The 22,252-nt window shown below is 70.8% G+C and carries 16 protein-coding genes; 8 read left to right on the top strand and 8 right to left on the bottom strand.

What is annotated here, in order from left to right:
• Position 1: 1 nt before the first annotated feature.
• Both ACIPSA_RS39665 and ACIPSA_RS39670 read right to left on the bottom strand, forming a co-directional pair.
• Positions 2–1,300, bottom strand: coding sequence for a DUF6716 putative glycosyltransferase (locus ACIPSA_RS39665; protein WP_402644042.1), 1,299 nt, complete (start codon positions 1,298–1,300; stop codon positions 2–4).
• Between the two features lie 150 nt (positions 1,301–1,450).
• Positions 1,451–2,302, bottom strand: coding sequence for a MaoC family dehydratase (locus ACIPSA_RS39670; protein ID WP_402644044.1), 852 nt, complete (start codon positions 2,300–2,302; stop codon positions 1,451–1,453).
• A gap of 405 nt (positions 2,303–2,707) precedes the next feature.
• Here ACIPSA_RS39670 and ACIPSA_RS39675 point away from each other — a divergent pair, with 405 nt between their 5' ends.
• From ACIPSA_RS39675 to ACIPSA_RS39685, 3 genes are all read left to right on the top strand, one after another.
• Entirely contained in the window at positions 2,708–4,579 is a 1,872-nt protein-coding gene (locus ACIPSA_RS39675) for an AMP-dependent synthetase/ligase (RefSeq protein WP_402644267.1), read from the top strand.
• Positions 4,580–4,712: 133 nt separating this feature from the next.
• Entirely contained in the window at positions 4,713–5,753 is a 1,041-nt protein-coding gene (locus tag ACIPSA_RS39680; RefSeq protein WP_402644046.1) for a DUF1259 domain-containing protein, read from the top strand.
• The gene (locus tag ACIPSA_RS39685) at positions 5,753–6,964 is read left to right on the top strand and encodes a cytochrome P450 (protein ID WP_402644048.1); all 1,212 of its coding nucleotides are present in this window, start codon (positions 5,753–5,755) and stop codon (positions 6,962–6,964) included. The genes ACIPSA_RS39680 and ACIPSA_RS39685 overlap by 1 nt, the downstream gene beginning before the upstream one ends.
• 44 nt (positions 6,965–7,008) lie before the next feature.
• On the opposite strand, the gene ACIPSA_RS39690 is transcribed toward ACIPSA_RS39685, so the two are convergent.
• Entirely contained in the window at positions 7,009–7,902 is an 894-nt protein-coding gene (locus tag ACIPSA_RS39690) for a LysR family transcriptional regulator (RefSeq protein WP_402644050.1), read from the bottom strand.
• Between the two features lie 157 nt (positions 7,903–8,059).
• Here ACIPSA_RS39690 and ACIPSA_RS39695 point away from each other — a divergent pair, with 157 nt between their 5' ends.
• Positions 8,060–8,614: a DUF6817 domain-containing protein gene (locus ACIPSA_RS39695; RefSeq protein ID WP_402644053.1), complete on the top strand. Its 555-nt coding sequence runs from the start codon at positions 8,060–8,062 to the stop codon at positions 8,612–8,614.
• Positions 8,615–8,680: 66 nt separating this feature from the next.
• Positions 8,681–10,450 carry a 3-oxosteroid 1-dehydrogenase gene (gene kstD, locus ACIPSA_RS39700; RefSeq protein ID WP_402644055.1) on the top strand — a complete coding sequence of 590 codons (1,770 nt, stop codon included), beginning with the start codon at positions 8,681–8,683 and terminating at the stop codon, positions 10,448–10,450.
• A gap of 63 nt (positions 10,451–10,513) precedes the next feature.
• On the opposite strand, the gene ACIPSA_RS39705 is transcribed toward kstD, so the two are convergent.
• Together ACIPSA_RS39705 and ACIPSA_RS39710 are read right to left on the bottom strand one after the other, a co-directional pair.
• Entirely contained in the window at positions 10,514–11,191 is a 678-nt protein-coding gene (locus ACIPSA_RS39705; protein ID WP_402644058.1) for a class I SAM-dependent DNA methyltransferase, read from the bottom strand.
• A 187-nt stretch (positions 11,192–11,378) separates the two neighbouring features.
• Positions 11,379–11,582: a cold-shock protein gene (locus ACIPSA_RS39710; RefSeq protein WP_003992177.1), complete on the bottom strand. Its 204-nt coding sequence runs from the start codon at positions 11,580–11,582 to the stop codon at positions 11,379–11,381.
• A gap of 287 nt (positions 11,583–11,869) precedes the next feature.
• Between ACIPSA_RS39710 and ACIPSA_RS39715 the strand changes: the two genes are divergently transcribed.
• Positions 11,870–12,718, top strand: a complete 849-nt coding sequence (locus ACIPSA_RS39715; RefSeq protein ID WP_402644061.1) for a menaquinone biosynthetic enzyme MqnA/MqnD family protein — start codon at positions 11,870–11,872, stop codon at positions 12,716–12,718.
• Positions 12,719–12,800: 82 nt separating this feature from the next.
• Positions 12,801–14,609, top strand: a complete 1,809-nt coding sequence (locus ACIPSA_RS39720) for a serine/threonine-protein kinase (RefSeq protein ID WP_402644064.1) — start codon at positions 12,801–12,803, stop codon at positions 14,607–14,609.
• Positions 14,610–14,744: 135 nt separating this feature from the next.
• Here the strand turns inward: ACIPSA_RS39720 and ACIPSA_RS39725 are convergent, their stop codons facing one another.
• Positions 14,745–19,298, bottom strand: coding sequence for an FtsK/SpoIIIE domain-containing protein (locus ACIPSA_RS39725; protein ID WP_402644067.1), 4,554 nt, complete (start codon positions 19,296–19,298; stop codon positions 14,745–14,747).
• Between the two features lie 200 nt (positions 19,299–19,498).
• Here ACIPSA_RS39725 and ACIPSA_RS39730 point away from each other — a divergent pair, with 200 nt between their 5' ends.
• Positions 19,499–19,801 (top strand): WXG100 family type VII secretion target, encoded by a 303-nt coding sequence (locus ACIPSA_RS39730; RefSeq protein ID WP_402644068.1) that lies wholly within the window; start codon positions 19,499–19,501, stop codon positions 19,799–19,801.
• Between the two features lie 211 nt (positions 19,802–20,012).
• Here the strand turns inward: ACIPSA_RS39730 and ACIPSA_RS39735 are convergent, their stop codons facing one another.
• Positions 20,013–20,756, bottom strand: coding sequence for a hypothetical protein (locus ACIPSA_RS39735; RefSeq protein ID WP_402644069.1), 744 nt, complete (start codon positions 20,754–20,756; stop codon positions 20,013–20,015).
• Positions 20,753–22,252, bottom strand: coding sequence for a C2 family cysteine protease (locus ACIPSA_RS39740; protein ID WP_402644071.1), 1,500 nt, complete (start codon positions 22,250–22,252; stop codon positions 20,753–20,755). The genes ACIPSA_RS39735 and ACIPSA_RS39740 overlap by 4 nt, the downstream gene beginning before the upstream one ends.

The following is a 22,252-nucleotide window of genomic DNA, read 5'->3' on the forward strand; positions in this document are numbered from 1 at the left end:
CCTACGCGGCCCCCCACCGCCGCAGCGCCGGCGCCACCCGTCGGCGCCCGACCCGGTACAGCGTCTTCGCGCCGTGCCGGGCGACCCGCCGTACGGCCGCCTGTACGCGTCCCGGACCGGCGGCGCCCGGCCCGGCGGGCAGCGGGCGGCCCCGCTCGTCGAGACCGTGCCGGTCCAGCAGGCCGGTGAGGTAGATCCCGGCCCGCTGGGGCGTGTAGTACGGCCGCAGGGGCGGGAGCGGGCCCGCGGCGCGTAGGGCCGCGATGCGGGCGCGGGCCGCGGCGTACGGATCCGACTTGCCGATGCCCTGCGCGGCCGCCCACTCGGGGTGCGCGACGGGCAGCGCGCCGGTGTCCAGGTCGTCCCAGGAGGCGAGGCAGCCGGAGTGGATGAAGTAGTGGTTGCCGTGCGCCTCGCGGACGCCGAAGTCGGTCAGGATCGCGGTCGGTATCCCGCGGTGCATCGACTCCAGGGCCGCCGTGGAGCTGACCGTCACCAGCAGGTCGGTGCGGTCGAGGACCTCGCCCATGTGGCCGTAGACCAGCTGGAGGTTGGCGGGGGCGGGCTCGGCCAGTTCCTCGACGAGGAGCTGGTACGGGTCGGCCTCGACGTGGGTGGTGTGCTCGCCGGGCAGGCTGCGCAGTTTCATCAGCACCTGCCGCTCGGGATGGTGCCGGGCGTGGGCCGCGGCCCGCTCCAGCAGCCTCAGCCGTGCCGCCTTGCCCTTCGGCACGGACGGCTGCACGGCGAAGGTGAGCGTGAACGGGCGGTCGGGCGACGGCAGGTAGGGATCGCCGCCGAGGAAGGGCAGCGCGCACTCCACCACCGAGTCGGGGTCGACACCGACGGCGGCGAACGCGGCGCGGAAACGCTCCGCGTCATAGCCCGAGTTGGCGAGGACGAGGTCCGTACCGCCGCGGGTCAGCAGCCCGTCGACCATCTTCTCGTAGACGACACCGACGTACCCGGTGACCACGATCGGCCGCCGCTCCCGCCCCTCCCACGCCAGGCCCAGGCTGTGGGTGAGGGCGAGGACCGCGCCTCCGGTGATCGCCATGACGACGATGTCGGCGTCCGCCAGTTCCCCGTCGTCGACGAGTTCGGCTGCGGACAGTTCACGCCGGGTGTCGGGCATGATCCCGACCTCGGCCAGTTGTCGTTCGGTCGGTGAGGAGCGGGCGCTGAGGAAGACGGCGTCCAGGGCGTGTTCGGGAGCGATCTGCCGGGCCACGGAGGCACCCCACTTCCAGCGGGTGTCCGAGTCCGCGAGCACGGCTATGCGTCGGGGTCTGGGAGGCATGCGGGGAAAGGTAAGAAGCGGTTATGAGGGCCACCTGAGAGGAACATGGGAAGACTGGGGCGTTCCTCTGAGACAGCCGTCAAGCCGTCCGGCTTTCCGGGCCATTTCCGGCCGTCACCGGTGACCGGTCACCGACTGTTCGTCCACTGTTCACCCGGCCGGCGGGAGCACCTCGCCGGTCATGTGGAGGCGTTCTCCTGCGGCGCCCCGCAGTTCGAAGCCGCCTCGGTCGTCCGCCGCGTACCGCACGGTGCCCGGCAGCAGCACCGGCGCCCGGAACTCCGCCCGCACCAGGGCGGTCCGGGGCACCCCGTGCGCGGCGAGGCAGCGGGCCAGGGTCCACATGCCGTGTGCGATGGCGCGGGGGAAGCCGAAGAGGCGGGCGGTGAGCGGGTGGAGGTGGATGGGGTTGCGGTCCCCGGACGCGGCCCCGTACCGCCGCCCGACATCCCCCGCGATCCTCCACTCCGCGACGGCCGGCAGCGGCCCCCGCTCGTCCCCGGCCGCCTGGGGCGCGGCGGAACCGGTGCGGTGCCGGGCGAGATATGTGCTGCGCGACTCCCACACGATCTGCCCGGCGTCCCGTACCTCGGTGACGACCACCGCCTCCGTCCCGCGTCGGTGCGGGGCCAACCCCTCGACATGTACGGCGAGTTCGTACTCCCCGGCGGCCGGAAGGGCCGAGTGCCGGGTGATCTCGACGGACGTGTGGACCAGGCCGAGCAGCGGCAGCGGGAAGTCGCTGCCGCTCATCAGCCGCATGGCCGGCGGGAAGCCGAGGACGTGCGGATAGGTGACCGGGAGCGAGTCGTCGCCGGTGGCGAAGCCGCACACGCGCTCGTAGGCGGCCAGCCGGGACAGGTCGACGCGCACCCCGGGCAGCACCAGCCGGGTGTGCGGGACGTCGGCGTTCGGCCGGGGCCGCTTGAACGGTGAGCGCAGGGCACCCCGGGCGAACAGGGGTGCGAGGGCGGGGGAGTCGGTGAGGTAGCGGTCGGCCATGTCTCCAACTCCCGCAAGACTGGGGCGGAATTACTTACTTTGGAGTAGGTTACTGGAGGTAAGCCTACGTCACGGTGGGAGAGGAGGTCGAGATGCGCTCCCTTGAGCAGGCGGTCGCGCCATGGACCTGAGCCTTCCTCACGTAACCCGCGAGATTGCACAGCCCCGTCCCCGTTCCATCCCCGAAACCGCACAAGCCCGCCACAGAGGACCCGTACGATCACCTGCCTGACCGGCGGTAACCCCTTTCTGGTGCCGGACGCTGAACGCCTCGGTGTGCGAGGCACGTACGACATGCAGCAAGCAGTTGGCCGCTGCACGCCCGAGGAGCCGCCCGTGTCCACCCCGTACCCGAACGCCCCCGTCTCCTCCGGCGCAACGGTCTCGGCGACCGACTACGACGGCGTGCCGATCCTCGTGGCGCCCGAGACGCGCCGACTCGACGGAGCCGTACGCGAGGCCTCCGTACCGCCGTTCGCCCCGCCGGTGACGCACGGGTCGCTGGCGGACCTGCCGTTCGAGAATGCGGAGGCGGAACCCGGCGCGGTGATCCTCAGCCGCAAGACGGCGGACGGCGACTGGGAGGACGTGACGGCGGCTCAGTTCGCCGAGCAGGTCATGGCGGTGGCGAAGGGCCTCATCTCCGAGGGGCTCGTGCCCGGCGACCGTATCGCCATCATGGCCGGCACCACCTACGAGTGGACCCTCCTCGACTTCGCCGCGTGGGCGGCCGGTCTCGTCACGGTCCCCGTCTACCCCACCTCCTCCGTCTTCCAGACCCGCTGGATCCTCCAGGACTCGGGCGCCGTGGCCCTGGTCACCGAGACCGCCGCCCAGGCGGCCGCCATCGGCCCCGAACTCGAACGCATCCCCGACCTGCGGCACATGTGGGTGATGGAGAAGGGCCACGTCGGGCGCCTGGCCGAACTGGGCACGCAGGTGCCGGACTCCGAAGTCGGCGTACGCCGGGGCATGCTGGTCCCCGACACGCTCGCCACCCTCATCTACACCTCGGGCACCACCGGCCGCCCGAAGGGCTGCGCGCTCTCGCACGGCAACTTCTTCGCCGAGGTCGACAACGCGATCGAACTCCTCTACCCCATCTTCAAGGCGAAGTCGGGCGAGGAGGTGTCGGTCCTCCTGTTCCTGCCCATGTCCCACGTCTTCGGCCGGATGGTCGCGATCGCCTGCGTCCGGGCCGGGGTGCGGCTCGGTCATGCCCCGAGCCTGAAGGCCGAGGACCTGCTCCCCGACCTGGCGGCCTTCAGGCCGACCTGCCTGCTGACCATCCCCTACATGCTGGAGAAGGTCTTCAACACCGCCCGCGCCAAGGCGGAGGCCGGCGGCCGCGCGTCCTCCTTCGACCGGGCCGCGTCGGTGGCGCAGCGCTACGGCGAGGCACTGGAGGCCCGGCAGACGGGGACCGGCAACGGCCCGAACCGGTCCCTGAAGACCGCCCGCGCCTTCTACGACCCCCTGGTCTACCGCCGCATCCGCGCGGCGATGGGCGGCCGAGTCAAGTACGCCATCTGCGGCGGCTCCCCGCTCGGCCGCCGCCTGGCCGCGTTCTACGCCGGCGCCGGCATCGAGATCTTCGAGGGCTACGGTCTGACGGAGACGACGGGCGCCTCCACGGTGACCCCGCCGCTGAAGCCCCGCCTGGGAACGGTGGGCTGGCCGCTGCCCGGCACCAAGGTCCGTATCGCGGCCGACGGCGAGATCCTCATCGCGGGCGACCACGTGCTGCGCGGCTACTGGGACCCCCAGGCGGGCGGGGTCGTCCCCGCGACCCGCGACGGCTGGCTGCCGACGGGCGACATCGGGGAGCTGGACGACGAGGGCTATCTGACGATCACCGGCCGCAAGAAGGAACTGCTCATCACGGCGGGCGGCAAGTCGGTGGCCCCCGCCCCGCTGGAGAACTGGCTGCGCTCCCACCCCCTGGTCTCCCAGTGCATGCTCGTCGGCGACGCCCGCCCCTACGTCACCGCCCTGTTCACCCTCGATCCCGACGGCATCACCCACTGGCGCCAGATGAACGGCAAGCACCCCGTCCCGCCGGAGCTCCTCGTGGACGACGCCGAGCTGAGGGCGGTGCTGCAACGGGCGGTGGACGAGGCGAACCGGCTGGTGTCACGCCCGGAGTCGATCAGGAAGTTCGCGGTGCTCCCGGTCGACTTCACCGAGACCGCCGGTCATCTGACCCCGTCGATGAAGCTCCGCCGGGAAGCGATCATGCGGGACTTCACGGCGCAGGTGGAGGGGCTGTACGGCTAGGCGCCGTCCGGCGCCGCGTGCGGGGGTCATCCGACCGGCCCCATCCCGCTTAGCCCACCCGGACCCATCTGCCGGTGCAGATCACGGGTCCGGGAGGCCTCCCGTGCTTCCATCGCGCCAGGAGGCATATGAAATGACTGACGACCGACAGCAGGATGCCCACCCCGGACCGACCGCGTCCAGGCGCCGCGTGCTGACCACCGTCGCGCTGGCGCCCGTACTGACCGGAGCCGTCGGCGCGGTTCCGACCACCCGCGCCATGGCCGCCGGCCGGCCGGCCGAGCCGGTACCCACCCTGGTCCGGCCGGTGATGACCGAACTGGCCGACTGGTCGGACGTGGGCGCGGCCCTCGGCGCACCGGGCGGCATGAAGCGGTACATGTACCACACGCCCCTGCTGCGCCGGGACCTCCACGTGGTCTCCCGGGGCATCATGGTCCGCCCCGCGCTCGCCCTGGGCACCCATCTTTCCTTCGTCCGGTACGCCGACGGCAGCTCGCTCCTCATGGGCGACGCGGTGGTCACCGAGGGCGAACTCCAGCCGTTCAGCGACGCCCTGCACGAGAACGGGATCGGGCAGACGGCCATCCACAAGCACCTCCTCTCCCAGCGGCCCGACATCTGGTGGTGCCACCTCCACGCCCACAGCACCGACCCGGTGTCCGTCGCGCGCGGTCTGCGCGCCGCCCTGGAGCGCACTGCCACCCCGTTCCGGAAGACCACCACCCTGACCCCGGGGGCCGACACCGCCTTCGCCATGCCCTTCGGCCTGGACACCGCGGCCATCGACGCCGCGCTCGGGGTGAAGGGCTCCTCCGACGGCGGTGTCTACCAGAGCACGTTCGTCCGCAGGGAGACCATCACCGACGGCCACCTCGTCCTGCCCCCGGGCCTCGGATCGACCACCTCGTTCAACTTCCAGCCGCTCGGCCGCGGCCAGGCCGCGATCAGCGGGGACTTCGCCGTGATCGCCGACGAGGTCCACGACGTCCTCGCCGGGCTGCGGCACGGCGGTGCCGACCTCGTCGAGCTCCACCACCACAACCTCACCGACGAACCCCGCCTGTTCTTCGTCCACTACTGGGCCGTCGGCGACGCCGTGGCCCTGGCAAAGGGCCTGCGCCCCGTCGTGGACGCCACCAATGTCGAGCCGATGAAGGGGAACGGCGCCTGATGACCACGAGCGACGAACCGACCACCTGCCCGTTCGACTACAGCGAGGCCCTCGACTTCGATCCCGAGCTCGCGGCCATCATGGAACGCGACTCCCTCACCCGCATCCGGCTCCCGTACGGCGATGCCGGCGCCTGGCTGGTCACCGGTTTCCGCTCGGTCCAGCAGGTCTGCTCGGACCAGCGCTTCAGCCGGGCGCAGATCATGGGCCACGACTATCCCCGGATGACACCGGAGCCCATCGTCTCCCCCGAGTCCATCAACGTGATGGACCCGCCGCACAGCAGTCGCGTACGGCGACTGGCGTCACAGGCGTTCACCCAGCAGCAGGTCGACGGGATGCGGGAGCGGATCGTCCTGCTCGCCGACTCCCTGCTCGACGAGATGACCGAGCAGGGATCGCCCGCGGACCTGGTACGGCACCTGTCGAACCCGTTCCCCCAGCACACGATCCTGCATCTGCTCGGGATCCCCCGGGACGAATGGTCCCGGATGCGCGAGCAGGTCCACCGGCTCCTCGTCACCGGCGAGGACAACAGGGCGGCGGCGGCCAAGGTGAAGACCGACCTGACGGACTACTTCGGCGCCATGGTCGAGCAGCGCCGCCGCACCCCCGGCAACGACATCATCAGCTCGATGGCCGCCGCGCGGGAGGGCGAGGACCAGCTCGACGACAGGGAACTGGCCGTCATGGCCCTGACCCTGGTGCTCAGCGGGCAGGACACGGCGACGTGCCAGATCAGCAACATCGTGTATCTGCTGCTGACCCGGCCCGAGCTGGCGGCCTACCTGCGGCGGCGCCCGGAGAACCTGACGGACGCCATCCACGAGATCCTCCGGTACATCCCGTTCCGCAAGGGGGTCGGCATCCCCCGGGTGGCGGTGGAGGACGTCGAGATGGACGGCGTGAAGATCCGGGCGGGCGACTTCGTCCATGTGTCGTACCTGGCGGCCAACCGCGACCCGGCGCGCTACCCGGAACCCCACCTCATCGATCCCGACCTGCCCGGGCGCAACGCCCCCCACATGACCTTCGGCTGGGGCGGCCACCGGTGCATCGCCGTCCCCCTGGCCATGGCGGAGCTGGAGGTGGCGATCGGACGGCTGCTGGAACGATTCCCCGAGCTGCGGCTCGCGGTGCCCCCGGAGGAGGTGCGGTGGGACACGGAGACGATCCGGCGGTTCCCCCTCGAACTGCCGGTGGCCTGGTGAAGTGAGGGACGCGGGGGTCCGAGGCGCTCATCGCCTCGGACCCCTCACGCCGCCCGGGCGCGCGCGTTCTCGACGATGTCCGCGAAGGCCCGCGCCGGCGGACTGAGCGCGTCCCAGCGGCGGACCGCCCAGCCGACCGGCAGCGGGCGCAGCCCGGGAAGAGGAATCAGCCGGAGCCGCCCGCCTGCGGGGACGGGAAGCCCCGGCAGCGCCGGCACGACCGCCCGGCCCACGCCGAGCTCCGCCAGCAGGAGGGCCGTGTCCCAGTCGGCGACGCTGGTGTCGTACGTGAAGCGCACCCCCGACTCCGCGCACGCGGCCTCCAGATGGGCGGCGGACGCGGAGTTCGGCGGAAGCCGGATCAGACGGATGTCCGTCAGGTCACCGGCGGCCGCTGACGCCCGTTCCGCCAGCGGATCGTCCGCCGGCACCGCCAGCACCCACGGGAGCTCGGCCACCGCCCGCTGCTCGATCCCCCGCACCGGCGGACCGAGCGTGATCCAGGCCAGGTCCAGGGTGCCGTCGGCCAGCGCGTCGAAGCTGCCGCGCCCCGAACTCACCGTCCGGAACTCAAGGCTGACCCGGGGATGGCGCCGCCGGAACGTGACCACCGCGTCCGACATGAAGTGCCGTACGGTCGTCGCCCCGGTCGCCACGCGTACGTATCCGCTGTGCCCGTCGACCAGGTCCCGCAACTGCCGTACGGCGAGGTCCAGTCCGGAGATCCCCTCGGCGGCCGCGGCTTCGAGTATCCGTCCCGCCTGTGTGGGCACGACCCCGCGAGGCTGCCGCTCCACGAGGGCCGTCCCCGTCTCCCGCTCCAGGCGCCTGACGTGCTGACTCACGGCCGACTGGGTGCACCCGAGGTCACGGGCCACCGCGCTCAGGCTTCCGGCCCGGCACACGGCCACGAACACGCGCAGGTCGTCGAGGGTCACAAGACCCAAGCTAGCACTTGGAGTTGGTGACAAAACCCAAGGATTGACTGGACCACGGGCCGAGGGCGAAGCTCTTCTCCGGGCCCAGGCGGCAACCCGCTCCTCACCCCGGGAAGGGGAGCGGGTGCCGACCACACTCGCCGAAGGGACACGGCACATGGACGATCAGGACGACCGAACGGCGGCGCGAGCGCGGGACTTGCTGGGGCGGCTGGGGGCGGACACCCTTGCGCACCCGGGCGGCACCCTCCTCGCCCACCTCGACCGTGTGCGGGACCGACTGGCCACCTGGGGCGCCCGCCCCGCCCTCCGGCTCGCCGGCCTGTGCCATGCCGCCTACGGCACCGACGGCTTTCCGTCCGCACTGCTCCCGCTCGACCGCCGCCCCGAGCTCAGGACGGTGATCGGCACCGAGGCCGAGGCGATCGTGTACCACTACGCGAGCTGCGACCGGAAGGCCACCTATCCGACCCTCACGGACCACAACTCCCCCTTCCGCGACCGCTTCACGTCCCGCACCCTGCATCCCGCACCCCGCCTGTCCCGTGACTTCGCCGAGCTCACCGCCGCCAACGAACTCGACCTGGCCGGGCGGGATCCCGCCTTCCGTGAGCGGTACGGCCCCGATCTGCTCGCCCTGTTCACTCGCTTTCGGCCCCTGCTCGGCGAGCCCGCCTGGCGGGACTGTCTCGCCGTGCTGGCCGACGCGTAGCTCTTGACTTCGTAAGCCCCCCGCGCGACATTCCGGTCCCCCAGACCCGCTTCGGAGGGACCTGCCATGTCCGCGAGAAGTACCGGCTCACCCACCCGCAGACACGTGCTCGGCACCGCAGCGGGCGCCGGGCTCGCCCTCGCGGTCGCCGGGGTCCAACAGGGGGCCACCGCAGCCGACTTACCGCTCCTGGGTACGTACGACGTCGTCGTCATCGGGGCGGGGGCCGCCGGGATGACCGCTGCGCTCACCGCCGCGGGGCAGGGGCTGAGCTGTGTCGTCGTGGAGAAGGCGGCCACCTTCGGGGGGTCCGCCGCCCGCTCCGGAGCCGGGATCTGGATTCCGAACAACCCCGTCATCCTGTCCGCCGGTGTGCCGGACACCCCGGCCAAGGCCGCCGCGTATCTCGCCGCCGTGGTGGGGACGGACGTGCCCGCCTCACGGCAGCAGGCCTTCCTCGCCCACGGGCCCGCCATGATCTCGTTCGTCATGGCCAACAGCCCGCTGCGGTTCCGGTGGATGGAGGGCTACAGCGACTACTACCCGGAGCTGCCGGGCGGGCTGCCGGGCGGGCGGTCGATCGAACCCGACCAGCTCGACGGGAACGTCCTGGGCGCCGAACTCGCCCATCTCAACCCGCCGTACATGCAGGTACCCGCCGGCATGGTGGTCTTCAGCGCCGACTACAAGTGGCTCGCCCTGGCGGCCGTGAGCGTCAAGGGCGCCGCCGTCGCCACCGAGTGCCTGGCCCGCGGCACCAAGGCGGCCCTGCTCGGGCAGAAGCCGCTCACCATGGGGCAGTCGCTCGCCGCCGGGCTGCGCAAGGGGCTGCTCGACGCCCAGGTGCCGGTCTGGCTCAACTCCCCCCTCACCGACCTGTATGTGGAGAGCGGAGCGGTGACGGGGGCCGTCGTCACCCGGGACGGGTCCCCGGGGCTCGTCCGCGCCCGGCGCGGGGTCGTCGTCGGGTCCGGCGGGTTCGAGCACAACGCCGCCATGCGGGCGCAGTACCAGCGGCAGCCCATCGGCACGGAGTGGACCGTAGGGGCCAAGGAGAACACGGGGGACGGGATCCGGGCGGGGGAGCGGGCCGGCGGTGCGCTCGGGCTGATGGACGACGCCTGGTGGGGACCGGCCATTCCGCTGCCCGGCCAGCCCTACTTCTGTCTGGCCGAACGCACCCTGCCCGGCGGTCTGATGGTCGACGCGGCCGGACGCCGCTTCGTCAACGAGGCCGCCCCGTACAGCGACGTCGTCCACACGATGTACGACCGGAACCCCACCGACCCCGACATCCCGGCCTGGCTGGTCGTCGACCAGAACTACCGCAACCGGTACCTGTTCAAGGACGTGGCCCCGACCTTCGTGTTCCCCGACGACTGGTACAGCTCGGGGGCCGTGTACAAGGCCTGGAGCTGGGACGCCCTCGCCTCGTCCATCGGGGTTCCCGCGGCCGCCCTGCGGGCCACCGTCGACCGCTTCAACTCCCAGGCCCTGCACGGCAAGGACACCGACTTCCACCGGGGCGACAGCGCCTACGACCACTACTACACGGACCCGGCGGTCCTGCCCGACTCCTGCCTCGCGCCGCTGTGGCTGCCGCCGTACTACGCCTTCCGGATCATGCCGGGCGACCTCGGCACGAAGGGCGGGCTGGTGACGGACGCGCGGGCGCGGGTGCTGCGGGCGGACGGATCGGTGATCCCGGGACTGTACGCCGCCGGGAACGCCAGTTCCGCCGTGATGGGGCACAGTTACGCGGGCGCGGGATCGACCATCGGTCCGGCCATGACGTTCGGGTACGTCGCGGCGCTGGACATCGCCGGGCGGCTCTAGACAGGACCCATGCCCAGGAGGGTTTGGGCTGACCTGGGCTGACCTGGGCTGACCTGGGCGGACCTAGGCGGTCCTAGACGGACTTGGGCAGACCTGGGCGGGCTTCCGGGCGATCAGGAAGGCCTGCCGGGACGACTCGCCGAGGCCGGTGTCCGCTTCGCGCACCGTGCGGGAGAGCAGCGCGAAACCGGCCCCGGCGAGCAGTTCCACCATCCGCTCCGGGCGGCGCCGCTGGAAGTCCAGCGAGACCGGGTGGCCCCACGGGCTGTCGAAGCGGCGCGGCGCGTCACCGGCCTGGAAGCCGAGCAGGAGGTGGCCGCCCGGGGCGAGTACCCGGTGGAACTCCGCGAAGAGGGCGGGCAGTCGGTCCACAGGGGTGTGGATGGACGAGTACCAGCTCACGACCCCGGCCAGGTCGCCGTCCGGGAGCTCCAGGTCCAGCATCGAGCCCTGTTCGAAGCGCAGGCCGGGGTTCTCGCGGCGGGCGATCGCGAGCATCGACTCCGACAGGTCGAGTCCGAAGACCGGCACGCCGAGGGAGGCGAGGTGCGCGGTGGCCCGCCCGGGACCGCACCCGAGATCGGCCACCGGGCCGGCGGTGCCGACCAGCTCGGCGTACGCGCCGAGCACGGCCCGCTCCAGCGGCTTGGCGGCGAGCTCATCCCGGAAGCGGTCGGCGTAGTCGTCGGCGACCGCGTCGTAGAAGGTGCGGGTGGCGGTGAGGAAGTCGGTGTCGGCCATGGACGGGAACCGTAGCGAATTACGAAGCGCTCTCTCCGCCGGAACGAAATTCGTACTCATCACGCAGCACATGTGAACCCATGCGGCTTATGTGAACAGAAAATGAACGGGAAAAGGCAGGAGCCCCGTCGCCTTACGGCGTGGGGCTCCTTGGGTACTGCACTCAGGTTCTGCGATCAGGCAGAGATCAGACGGGGGTGACGTTCTCCGCCTGCGGACCCTTCGGGCCCTGCGTCACGTCAAAGCTCACCTGCTGGTTCTCCTCGAGGGAGCGGAAGCCGGAGGCGTTGATCGCGGAGTAGTGAACGAAGACGTCGGGGCCGCCGCCCTCCTGGGCGATGAAGCCAAAGCCCTTTTCGGCGTTGAACCACTTCACGGTTCCGGTAGCCATAAGCCCTCCTTGGGCTCAAAAGGGTTGCCCTGCTCCAGAACCTGCAAGTGCGAAACAGTGCTGCACAACTGCATTCGTCTGAAAACGACGAGAGCCCGCGGTCACATGCTCCGCAGGCTCTGTACTGCAAGGGAAACCAAACTGCAACTTGCGGCGAGCCTAGCATGTGGGCAGCGGAAAGCAATAGAGGCCAAGATCACGTCACCCGGATGTTTGAAGATCCCGCGAGTCGGGTTGACGATGGGGCCGGAGTCAGCACGGTACCCCATGGGGTCTAGTCTCGCGATGTGGACAATTCTCGCACCCGGCCGCGCGTCGGCCACATCCAGTTCCTGAACTGCCTGCCCCTCTACTGGGGGCTCGCGAGAACCGGCACCCTTCTCGACTTCGAGCTCACCAAGGACACACCGGAGAAGCTCAGCGAGCAGCTGGTGCGGGGGGACCTCGACATCGGGCCGATCACCCTCGTCGAGTTCCTGCGCAACGCCGACGACCTGGTCGCCTTCCCCGACATCGCGGTCGGCTGCGACGGCCCGGTGATGTCCTGCGTGATCGTCTCGCAGGTCCCCCTGGAGCAACTGGACGGCGCCCGGGTCGCCCTCGGCTCCACCTCCCGCACCTCCGTCCGCCTCGCCCAGCTGCTCCTCGCGGAGCGTTTCGGCGTACGGCCCGACTACTACACCTGCCCGCCCGACCTCAGCCTGATGATGCAGGAGGCGGATGCGGCGGTGCTCATCGGCGACGCGGCGCTGCGGGCCAACCTCCTCGACGGACCCCACTACGGACTCGCCGTGCACGACCTGGGCACGCTGTGGAAGGAGTGGACGGGCCTGCCGTTCGTCTTCGCGGTGTGGGCGGCCCGGCGGGACTACCTGGAGCGCGAACCGGTGATCACCCGTCAGGTCCACGAGGCCTTCCTCTCCTCCCGCAACCTCTCCCTGGAGGAGGTCGGCAAGGTCGCCGAGCAGGCGGCCCGCTGGGAGGCCTTCGACGAGCGGGTCCTGGAGCAGTACTTCACCACCCTCGACTTCCGCTTCGGCGAGTCGCAGCTGGCCGCGGTCGCCGAGTTCGCCCGACGGGTGGGGCCGACGACGGGCTTCCCGGCGGACGTGAAGGTGGATCTGCTCCAGCCCTAATCACTACGCTGCTGGGCAGCCAGGCGTAGGTCCCGTCGTTCGACGACAGGGACCGGACAGGCCCTAGGGGGAGGGGGACGCCATGCAGCCGCTCGGAGCCGACGAACCGACCGTCGTCGGACCCTACCGGCTCCTCGGCCGGCTCGGTGCCGGCGGGATGGGGCGCGTGTACCTGGGGCGCAGCACGGGCGGCCGCACGGTCGCCGTGAAGATCGTGCACCCGCACTTCGCGCTCGACGAGGAGTTCCGCGCCCGCTTCCGGCGCGAGGTCGAGGCCGCGCGCCGGGTGGGCGGCGCCTGGACCGCGCCGGTCCTGGACGCGGACCCGGAGGCCGCCGTGCCCTGGGTCGCCACCGCCTACGCGGCCGGACCGTCCCTCGCGGCGGCCGTGTCCGACGGCGGCCCGCTGCCCGCGCACTCCGTACGGGTGCTGGGCGCGGGCCTCGCCGAGGCGCTGGCCGCGGTGCACGAACTGGGCCTGGTGCACCGGGACGTGAAGCCGTCGAACGTCCTGCTGACCCTGGACGGACCGCTGCTCATCGACTTCGGCATCGCCCGGGCCACGGACGGCACGGCGTCGCTGACCTCGTCCGGCGTGTCGATCGGCTCGCCCGGCTACATGTCACCCGAACAGATCCTGGGCAAGGGGGTCACGGGCGCGGCGGACGTGTTCTCCCTCGGCGCGGTGCTGGCGTATGCGGCGACCGGGGAGCCGCCCTTCCCCGGGGACTCCTCGGCCGCCCTGCTCTACAAGGTCGTCCACGAGGCGCCGGAACTGGGCTCGCTCGACGGAGAGCTGCGGGAGGTGGCGGAGGCCTGCCTGGCGAAGGAACCGGGCGCGCGACCCGCCCCCGGTGAGATCGGCCGACGGCTGGCTCCCGAGGGGGCCGCGCGGCTGGTCGCGGGCGGGTGGCTGCCGGGGGCGCTGGTCGAGCAGGTCAGCCGGAGCGCCGTACGGCTGCTCAACCTGGAGACGGCGGAGGCGGTGCCGTCCGGGCCGGTGGGGTTCAGCAGTCCGTCGGTGGGCGGGACTGCGGGGTCGGAGGCCGGGGCGACACCGGGGGAGTTCGGACCGGCGCCGGACATGTCGGTGCCTGGAGTGCCTGGAGTGCCTGCTGGGGTGGTGGTGCCTGGGGTGTCTGGGGTGGCGCCTGAGATGCCTGTGGCGCCGACTGTCGCGCCGGGGGCCCAGGATGCCGTGCCGGGAGCCTCGACCGTCGTGCCCGTGCCCGTGCCGCGGGACGCGGTGCCTGCGGGTCAGCGCCCGGGGAAGGTCTCCGTCACCATGGCGGCCGGCTCCGCTCCGGGCGAGGGCGGCCGTGGGCGCCGGGTGAGCTGCACCGTGGCGCTCGCCGTCGCCGGGGCCCTGGCCGGGGTGACCGTGGGACTGGGCTTCCTGATCCGCCCGCTGATCGGCGGCGCCGACAACGACGCCGACAGCAGCGCAGGCGGCGGCCACGAGTACTCCCAGGCACCGAGCGCCGCCTCCAGCCCCGCCGCCTCCAGCACCGCCTCCAGCCCCGCCGCCACCGCGCCGACCGCCGTACCGGCCCGTTACCTCGGCACCTGGGAGGGCCAGGGCACCGCCCTCGACGGCAACCTGCCCATCGGCACGTTCCGGCTCACGGTCCACCCGGTGGGCCTCGGCGAGGAACTGGGCCGCATGACACAGACCGACCAACTCGGCGGCGTCTGCACCGACATCCTCACCCTGAAGAAGGTGACGAAGACGCAGATCGTCGCCACGTCCGTCGGGGCCAAGGGCAACCACGAGGGCTGCAACCCGGCTTCCCACGCGGTCGAGTTGACACCGGTGGGGGACGACCTCAAGTACACGTCGGACAGTTCGGCGGAGGGGAATCCGGTTTCGCGGATGTCGAAGGTCAAGTAGCCGTCGCGCGGCGCTGCCGGCGCGAAGGGCAGGAGCGCACCGACCGTCGCCGCGAACGTGCAGCCGCCGCCCGGCCGGCCGGATGCCAGGTCTCCCCACATCCGGTCTCCCCACTTCGGCCCCGCCGACCCCCGCTCACCCGGGAATCACCACGGTCCGCAGCTCACCGTCGCCCAGATGCAGCATCCCCTTGCCCGGCACCACCTGGCCGCCCACCATGCTCCGCGACAGCCGTACGCCGATGAGGTCCCCGCTCGACGACTCCTGCGGGGAGAGCAGGATGCCGCGGCGGGCCTTCTTCGCGTCGACCTGCCAGCCGGAGAAGCCGCTGCAGACGTCCTCCTCGTCACCGGCGATGACGAGGGCGAGGCCGCGCTCGGCGCCGCGCGAGACGATCCGCTTCATGTGCGACTCGGCGTCCAGGTCCTCCAGGATCTCGCTGTCGTCGACGAGGACGACGATCGGCTCCTCCAGGGACGCCGAGTCGATGACCTCCTCGAAGTCGTCCTCGTCGATGTCGTCGCCGGTGAAGACCTTCAGCACGCCTTCCGTGCCGTCGAGCCCGCGCAACGGCGACTGGCGAGGCGCCGCGAGGACCAGCCGTATGCCCTGCGAGAGATAGGACTGGGCGAAGTTCATCAGAACCGTCGACCGGCCGGACTTCGCCGGGCCCGCGATGACGAAGGACGGCACGCCCTCGGCCAGGTCCGGCCCGAAGCCGACGATCTCGTCGCCGCCGATGCCCGCCAGCGCCCACAGCCGGGAGCGGGAGGCCTCCGGGTCGCGCATCTCCCAGGCGTCGGCGAAGGAGATCCGGCTGGGCAGGCTGTCCACCCGGAAGGGACGGCGGGCGCGCGGGACGGACGCGTCCCGGGCCGTGGCCGCCTCGCCGATCGCGCCGATCGCCGCCGCCTGGCCCTGACCGGTGGTGTCCTCGGTGAGCAGCGCGAACTGCGTCTCCGTGCCCGACTCGTTGCGGAAGGCGCGCCCCGCCGGGATCTCCTCCGGCACCTTGCGGGCCGGGATGCCGAGCGTGGAGAAGTCGCTGCGGTCGGCGAGACGCAGGCCGTACTTGTCCTCGGTGAGCGTGGCGATTCGGCCGACGAGCAGGGTGCGGTCACCGGTCAGCACCAGGTGGATGCCGACGCTCGCGCCCTCCCGCATCATCGTCGTCAGCTCGTCCGTCAGCGAGCCGTGGTCGATCTCGCCGAGGGTGGGCACCCAGCCCTCCCAGCGGTCGAGGAGCACGACGATGTGCGGCAGCCGCTCGTCCGCTGGGGACGCGGCCCGCTGCTCGCCGATGTCGGCGTAGCCCTTCTCCGCCAACAGGTCCTGACGGCGGCCGAGTTCGCCCTTGAGCCGGTTGACCAGGCGGATCACCCGCTCGGTCTGGTTACGGCCCACGACCGCGCCGCAGTGCGGCAGCCGGGTCAGCGCGTTCAGCGCGCCGTTGCCGCAGTCGATGCCGTACAGATGGACGTCGGCGCAGGAGTGGGTGCGGGCGATGGAGCCCGCGATGGTCCGCAGCACCTGAGAACGGCCGCTGCGCGGCGCGCCGCCGATCATCAGGTGACCGAAGGTCGCGAAGTCGACGACGACCGGGCGGCGCGCCTGGTCGGCCGGCAGGTCCTCCACACCGTACGGCGCGGGCGGCAGCCTGCCCGGTGCGAGGGCCGCGACCGGCGCCTCGATCTCGTCGAGCAGCAGCGTCTCGGAGAGCGCGGGCAGCCACGGGCTGTGCTGGGCCGGGATGCCGAGCGCCTGGTTGGCGTCGCGGACCGCGTCCACGAGCACCTTGAGGTCGGTGATCTCCTCGTCTTCGCGCGCCTCGGCCTTCGGCTTCACCAGCGCGGCCCGGCCCAGGTCCTCCCAGGACAGCTCGCCCACCCAGGGCGCGAGGGCGGCGGGGTCGGCGGCACCGGGCCTGCGGCCGCCGACACGGCCGGACTGGAAGGGGACCAGGGACGCGTGACCGAGCCGTACGTACGCCCGGCCCGGCGTGTTCTTCGAGATGTGCCCGGCCTCGGGCGAGTCGATGACGTCGCTCGACTCGCCGCCGTCCGTGACGCGCAGGGCGATACGGAGGTTGGTGTTGGCGCGGATCTCGGGTGAGACGACACCACTGGGCCGCTGGGTGGCGAGCAGCAGATGGATGCCGAGGGACCGCCCCCTCTGGGCGATGTTGACGAGCCCCGTCACGAAGTCGGGCAGATCACGCACCATGGACGCGAACTCGTCGATGACGATGAGGAGTCGAGGAACCGGCGCGTAGGGCGAATCCCTGCGCACCAGGTCCTGGTAGTCCTCGATGTCCTTGGCGTCGGCGGCCGCGAGGATGTGCTCGCGCCGCTTCAGCTCGGCGCCCAGCGACTCCAGCGCGCGTTCGACGAGGTGCGCGTCGAGGTCGGTGACCATGCCGACGGTGTGCGGCAGCTTCACACAGTCCTTGAACGCCGAGCCGCCCTTGTAGTCGACGAGCACGAAGGTCATGTTCTCCGGCGTGTTGGCCACGGCCAGCGACGCCACGATCGTCTGCAGCAGTTCCGACTTACCGGAACCGGTGGTACCGGCGATCAGACCGTGCGGCCCGTCCTTGCGCATGTCGATGCCGAACGGACCGTCGTACGACTCACCGATCACCGCGAGCGTCGACTGTCCGCCCGTCCGCCACCGGGCGACGACGGCCTCGCTCGTCGGCGGCTCCAGCTGGAGCACGTCGAGCAGCCGGCTGGCACCCGGCAGGGCCGAGTCCTCGGTCTCTCCGCTGATGTCGCGCAGGGCCGACAGGGAGCGGGCGAGGCGCAGAGCCCAGGCGGCGGACACGAAGTCGGGCCGCACGTCCTTGATGCCCTCCGCGCCGGCCTCCTCGATGCGCAGCCGCAACTCGCGTGGCTGCTCGGCACGTTCGGCCTCGGGTGCCCCGGCCGCATGCCACGCCTGGAAGGACGGAAAGCCCCCGGCCACCTGCTGCTGGACCGCGGGCTGTGCGGACCCGCTCTCGTACTCCCGCGGCTTGGGCTCGGCGACGACGAACGCCTGGCACTCTCCTGGCAGGAACCGCTCCTCCGCGTCCAGGCAGATGGCGTACATGGCGACGGCGGGCCCCTCGCGCAGCACCCGTACGGCCCCCGGCAGCGACCGCAGCCGCCGCGACCCGTCCCACACCACGACGATGTCCGGCTCGCTGAAACCGGTGCCCTGCCCGCGGTTCTGCTCGGCGGCCTTCTTACGGGCGTCGAGGATCTGCGTCAGCTCGCCGATGCGGGCACCGACGGTCTCGGCGTCGGTGCCGATGAGAACGTTGACGTCCTGACCGCCGGACGGCCGGGCGTGCGGCAGCCACCGCACCCAGTCCCACTCGCTCTGCGCGCTGTTCTCGCTGAGCACGTAGCACTGCACGTCCATCGGACTGTGCAGCGCGACGGTCTGCCCGACCGCCCACCGTCCGAGGGCGCGGGCGGAGTCACCGGGCCCCGCCATGCCGATGACGCCGAGGGAGCGGAGGGACAGCGCGACGGGCGCGTCCTCGATGTTCCAGGTCACCTGCCGCCGGTGGTCGTCCTGCTCGGGATCGTCGAGCACGACCTCGGAGGGCAGCCGCCCGGTCCCGACACGGACGAGCAGATGATCGCGGTCGGTGCGCCGTCGCTCCCACAGCCGGGTACGCGGCCCCGTGCCCAGGGACAGGACGCCGGCCGGGTCGGGAACGGCGTTCCGCCGGTCCAGCCGCTCGGCAGTCAAGGCGTCCTGGGCGTCCTTCTCGATCCGCTCCTTCTGCTCCTTGTACTCCTTGACCTGCTTCGCATGGGACTTGCGCCCGTGCTTCTTGTCCATGAAGTAGTTGGCGAAGAGCATGATGGGGCTGAGCCCCGCCATGATCAGGTAGTACCAGCGGTGAAAGATGAGCACGGACACGACCGACCCCACGAGCGGCGTGAGCGCCATCAGCCAGGGCAACGGCCGGGCCTCGTACTCCCGGGGCGGGCTGGGCAGCCGGAACTTGGTCTGCCGGTCCGGCGGACGCAGCCGGGGCGGCCGGTTGTAGTCGAGCCCGACCCCGTCGTCGGACCACTTGAGGGCGGCGTTGGGCGGGCTGTAACGGGCCAGTTCCAGAAGGGTGTTGCCGACGGCGATCTGGAAGCCGAGCGGCCAGGAGTCGCCGTCGATCTTCTCGCCGTCGAGGGTGACCCCCTCCTTGCCCTGGTGCACGGCGACTTGGCAGGTGCCATCGGTTGCAACTGACAACGTCACTGCACGGGAGTCGAGTTCCGGATCCTCGATCCGGATGTACGACGCCGGCCCGCTGCCGATGTCGTACCGGCCGACCCCGAGCCGGTGCACGAACCCGGCCACGGGCCCGCCGACGACGCGCAGTTCGACGAGACCGGTGGGCTCGCCGGGCAGGCACCCGGCGGGATCCTGAAGGCTGACGACGGCCCCTTCGCGCAAGGGCGAGCCGACGACGGTCGCGCTCGGATCGACGGCGTACCCGTCTACGTACACGAGCGGCGCACCGCCCGCGGGCACCGCCCCGTGCTGCCCGATGGGAATGACCTGCGCCCCGATCTGCCCGACCAGCTTGGCCAGTTCCTGGGCGATGTCCCCCACGGTGGACTCGGGATCGGCATCGAGCACGACGTCGGCGGAGCCCCCGCCGAACGGATCGACGACGGTCAGAGTCAGGCGCACGCTGATCCTCCCAAGCCCGTGTGGCCGCTTTCGCCACGCAGGTCACAGAGAGTAGTTGAAGATATCCGTCCCCTTCGGCAACGGGGCAACGGGAGGCGGCCGGGCTTCCCGATGGCAACGACGAGTGCAACGGCCATAAGCTGCGCGCACAGGGAGCCACGTGGGATGGCCCTGCGGTGGTTTGAAGAGGGAGCGGCTTCATGGCCAAGGACCTTGATGTCACATACCAGGACATGCGCGATGCAGCCAAGCATGTCGTGAAGGAGAAGGAAAAGCTCCACGAGAAGCTCGACGCTCTGCGCAAGTACATCGCCAACCTGGTCGAGTCCGGCTACGTCACCAGGAGCTCGTCGAAGGCCTTCGACGAGAACTTCGGCGAGTTCGTGCGGGGAACGAAGAACGCGATCGACGGTCTTGACGGCATGGGGGACTACCTCACCAACGCGGCCGACAAGTTCGAGCAGATCGATGAGGAGCTGGCCAAGGCGGCCAGGAGCAGGTGACAGTCGGTTGACGGCCGTCGGCGCAGGCGCGACGAGCAGTCGACGCTCGCCGCGCCGGCTCGGCGGCGCCCAGTCGCAGGGCATTTCGGTGCGGCGGGAGTTTGCAACCGCGGTCACCCTTGCGGGTGACAATGAGTAGGGTGACCCGCCGACGCACCGTTACCGTGGCGGAGCCGTCTTCAGGGCTCCATGAACCCGGTACAGCTCAGCACTACTGGGCGTCGCCGACCTCGCGCAAGTCCACGTATCCCGCTTTGAAATCCGGCGAGTTCATCTCGACGTCCATGTTCCCGGCGTCGATGGTCACGACCTTCCACAGTCGGCCCGCGATCTCGACGGTGCCGCCGCCGCGTACATCGTCATAGAAGGCAAGCTGACCCTGACCCGGGGCCGTCACGCTGATCGAGACCCGGGGCGGACCACTTTGGATGTCCGACAGGACGGCTCCCATGGCAGGCCCGTTGTCGGGCACGTGCCAGCGCAGCCGCCAGTGACCGTCCTGCGTCGTCGGCCACTTGGCCATGTGCGCCCCCTCGATCGTTCCGCTGTGGTCCGGCGTGGTGAGAACCACCCGATAGGTGCAGATCTGGGCGACCATGAAGGAATGTCCCTTCAGGGTGACCTTCCGCCCCGCTGCCACGGTCTGCTTGGTCGTGTCCAAGGACAGCACTGCGGTGCGGTGCTTCCCGTCGGCGCCCGCCTCCGCGTAGGTCACCTTGCCGCCACCCGGCAGCGCGGCGGTGCCGCCCCGTAGGACGTGCACGCCCTTGGCGTCCTTGCCGCCGTCGCACTCCGGGCCCTTGTCGGCGGCCGGCACGGGCTGTGCTGACGAGGAGGAAGCCGAGAAGGTGGCCGAGGGATGCGTGGAGTCCGATGTCTTGGCACCGCCGTCCGTACCGCAGGCGGCGAGCATCAGCGTGAGGCAGACAGCACCGCCGATTTTCGCGATTCTCATTTCTTCACCTGCAGTTCCTGTGGGGTGTTGAAGTATTTTTCGTACTGATCGGCCGTCGCCACGACGTCCGGAGCGCCGCCACCCCACGGGTTGCCGAGGATGATCTTGCCGTCAGGGGTGAATCCTTTGACGTAGAAGACGTGCCGGCTGACGAAGCTGCTCTTCCATTCGTTCGGTACGTCCTTGGGGTCGACGGACCCGGTCGCCACGATCACCGGGTGATGCGACTCGAAGGACTTCTTGATGGAGTCCAGGTTGTTGTCGAGCGACTTGGAGTCGTGGCCGGTCACATAGGGCGGGGCCATGTTGGTGAAATCCCACTCGATGGCACCGTAGTCGCCGGACTCGGCGCGGTCGTAGAGCTTGTCCCCCATATGGTTGTCAGGGGATCCGCCCTTGTCGCCGCCGTACATCAGGGCGAACGCCTTCTCGTAGTACGCGGGCCAGGTCTCCTTGGATCCGTGGGCCGACACCAGGTTCCCGTTCTGGTCCATCGGAAGGTCGGGGGTGACGGTGACCCAGTGCTGATTGCCGTCCTTGTCCCAGATCCGGACGTCCACCGTGCCGTTTGGGTTCTGCTTGATCCCTTCGGCGATGAACTTCGGATCCGCCTGCGCTGTCGCGGTGAGGGACGCGATGTACCAGCAGTCCCCAAACTGACCCTGCGAGATGCTCGACGCGTCGACCTTTCCCGGGGTGGCGAACAGCGGGTCGGCGGGCGTGCCGTAGTGCATGCCCTGCACACCCTGGTTCAGCTGGGAGTTGTATCCCTGGAGCCACGCGTCCGTTGTGTCGAATCCCGGCTGCATTCCCGGGAACGCCGCCTCCAGCTTGGCCCAGTGTGACGGCCCTGTCTTCTTCAGCAGTCCGCTCAGGTGGTCGCGGAACTGGCCGACAGGAATGCCGTCGTGTGACTCCCACCACCACATGCCACTGTCGTCTGTCTTCTTCGCCAGGTCGCCGTAGCGGCGGAGGTCCTCGGCCGGGACCTTGGCCAGGAAGGCGTCGAATTCGGCGGGGGTCAGGGCGTTGAGCTTGTCCTTGACCGCGTTGAGATCGTCTCGGTTGCCGTCGTCGCCGAAGTCCTTGTCGTCCAGTGCGGCGAGCGCCGACAGTGCGTCGGTGATCTTCTTCTCGTCGGGGGCGTTCTCGTCGGCGAAGGCGAGCGCCGCGTCGATGGCGTACCCCTTGGCGAGCAGGTCGTTGCACTTCTCCAGTTGGTTGCAGCGGCGCGTGATCGAGTCGGACATGTCGTGCAGTTCGCCGCGAAGCGACCCCGGCAGGGTGCCGGCCCCGAAAGGCCAGAAGGAGAAGGGGTTGGCGAGCAGGGGTTCGAGGGCCGGGCTCGTGGTGGCGGGCTTGCCACCGAGCAGGCTTTGGGCCTGGGTCAGCACCGCGGAAATGTCGCTGTGCAGCTTGCCCACGTTGTCGCCCAGTGTCGTCAGGTTGCTCCCGAGGCTGCGGATCTTCGGGATGTCGAAGCCGGCGAATGGCAT

The organism is Streptomyces sp. NPDC086549, assembly GCF_044746205.1.
Classification (GTDB): Bacteria; Actinomycetota; Actinomycetes; order Streptomycetales; family Streptomycetaceae; genus Streptomyces.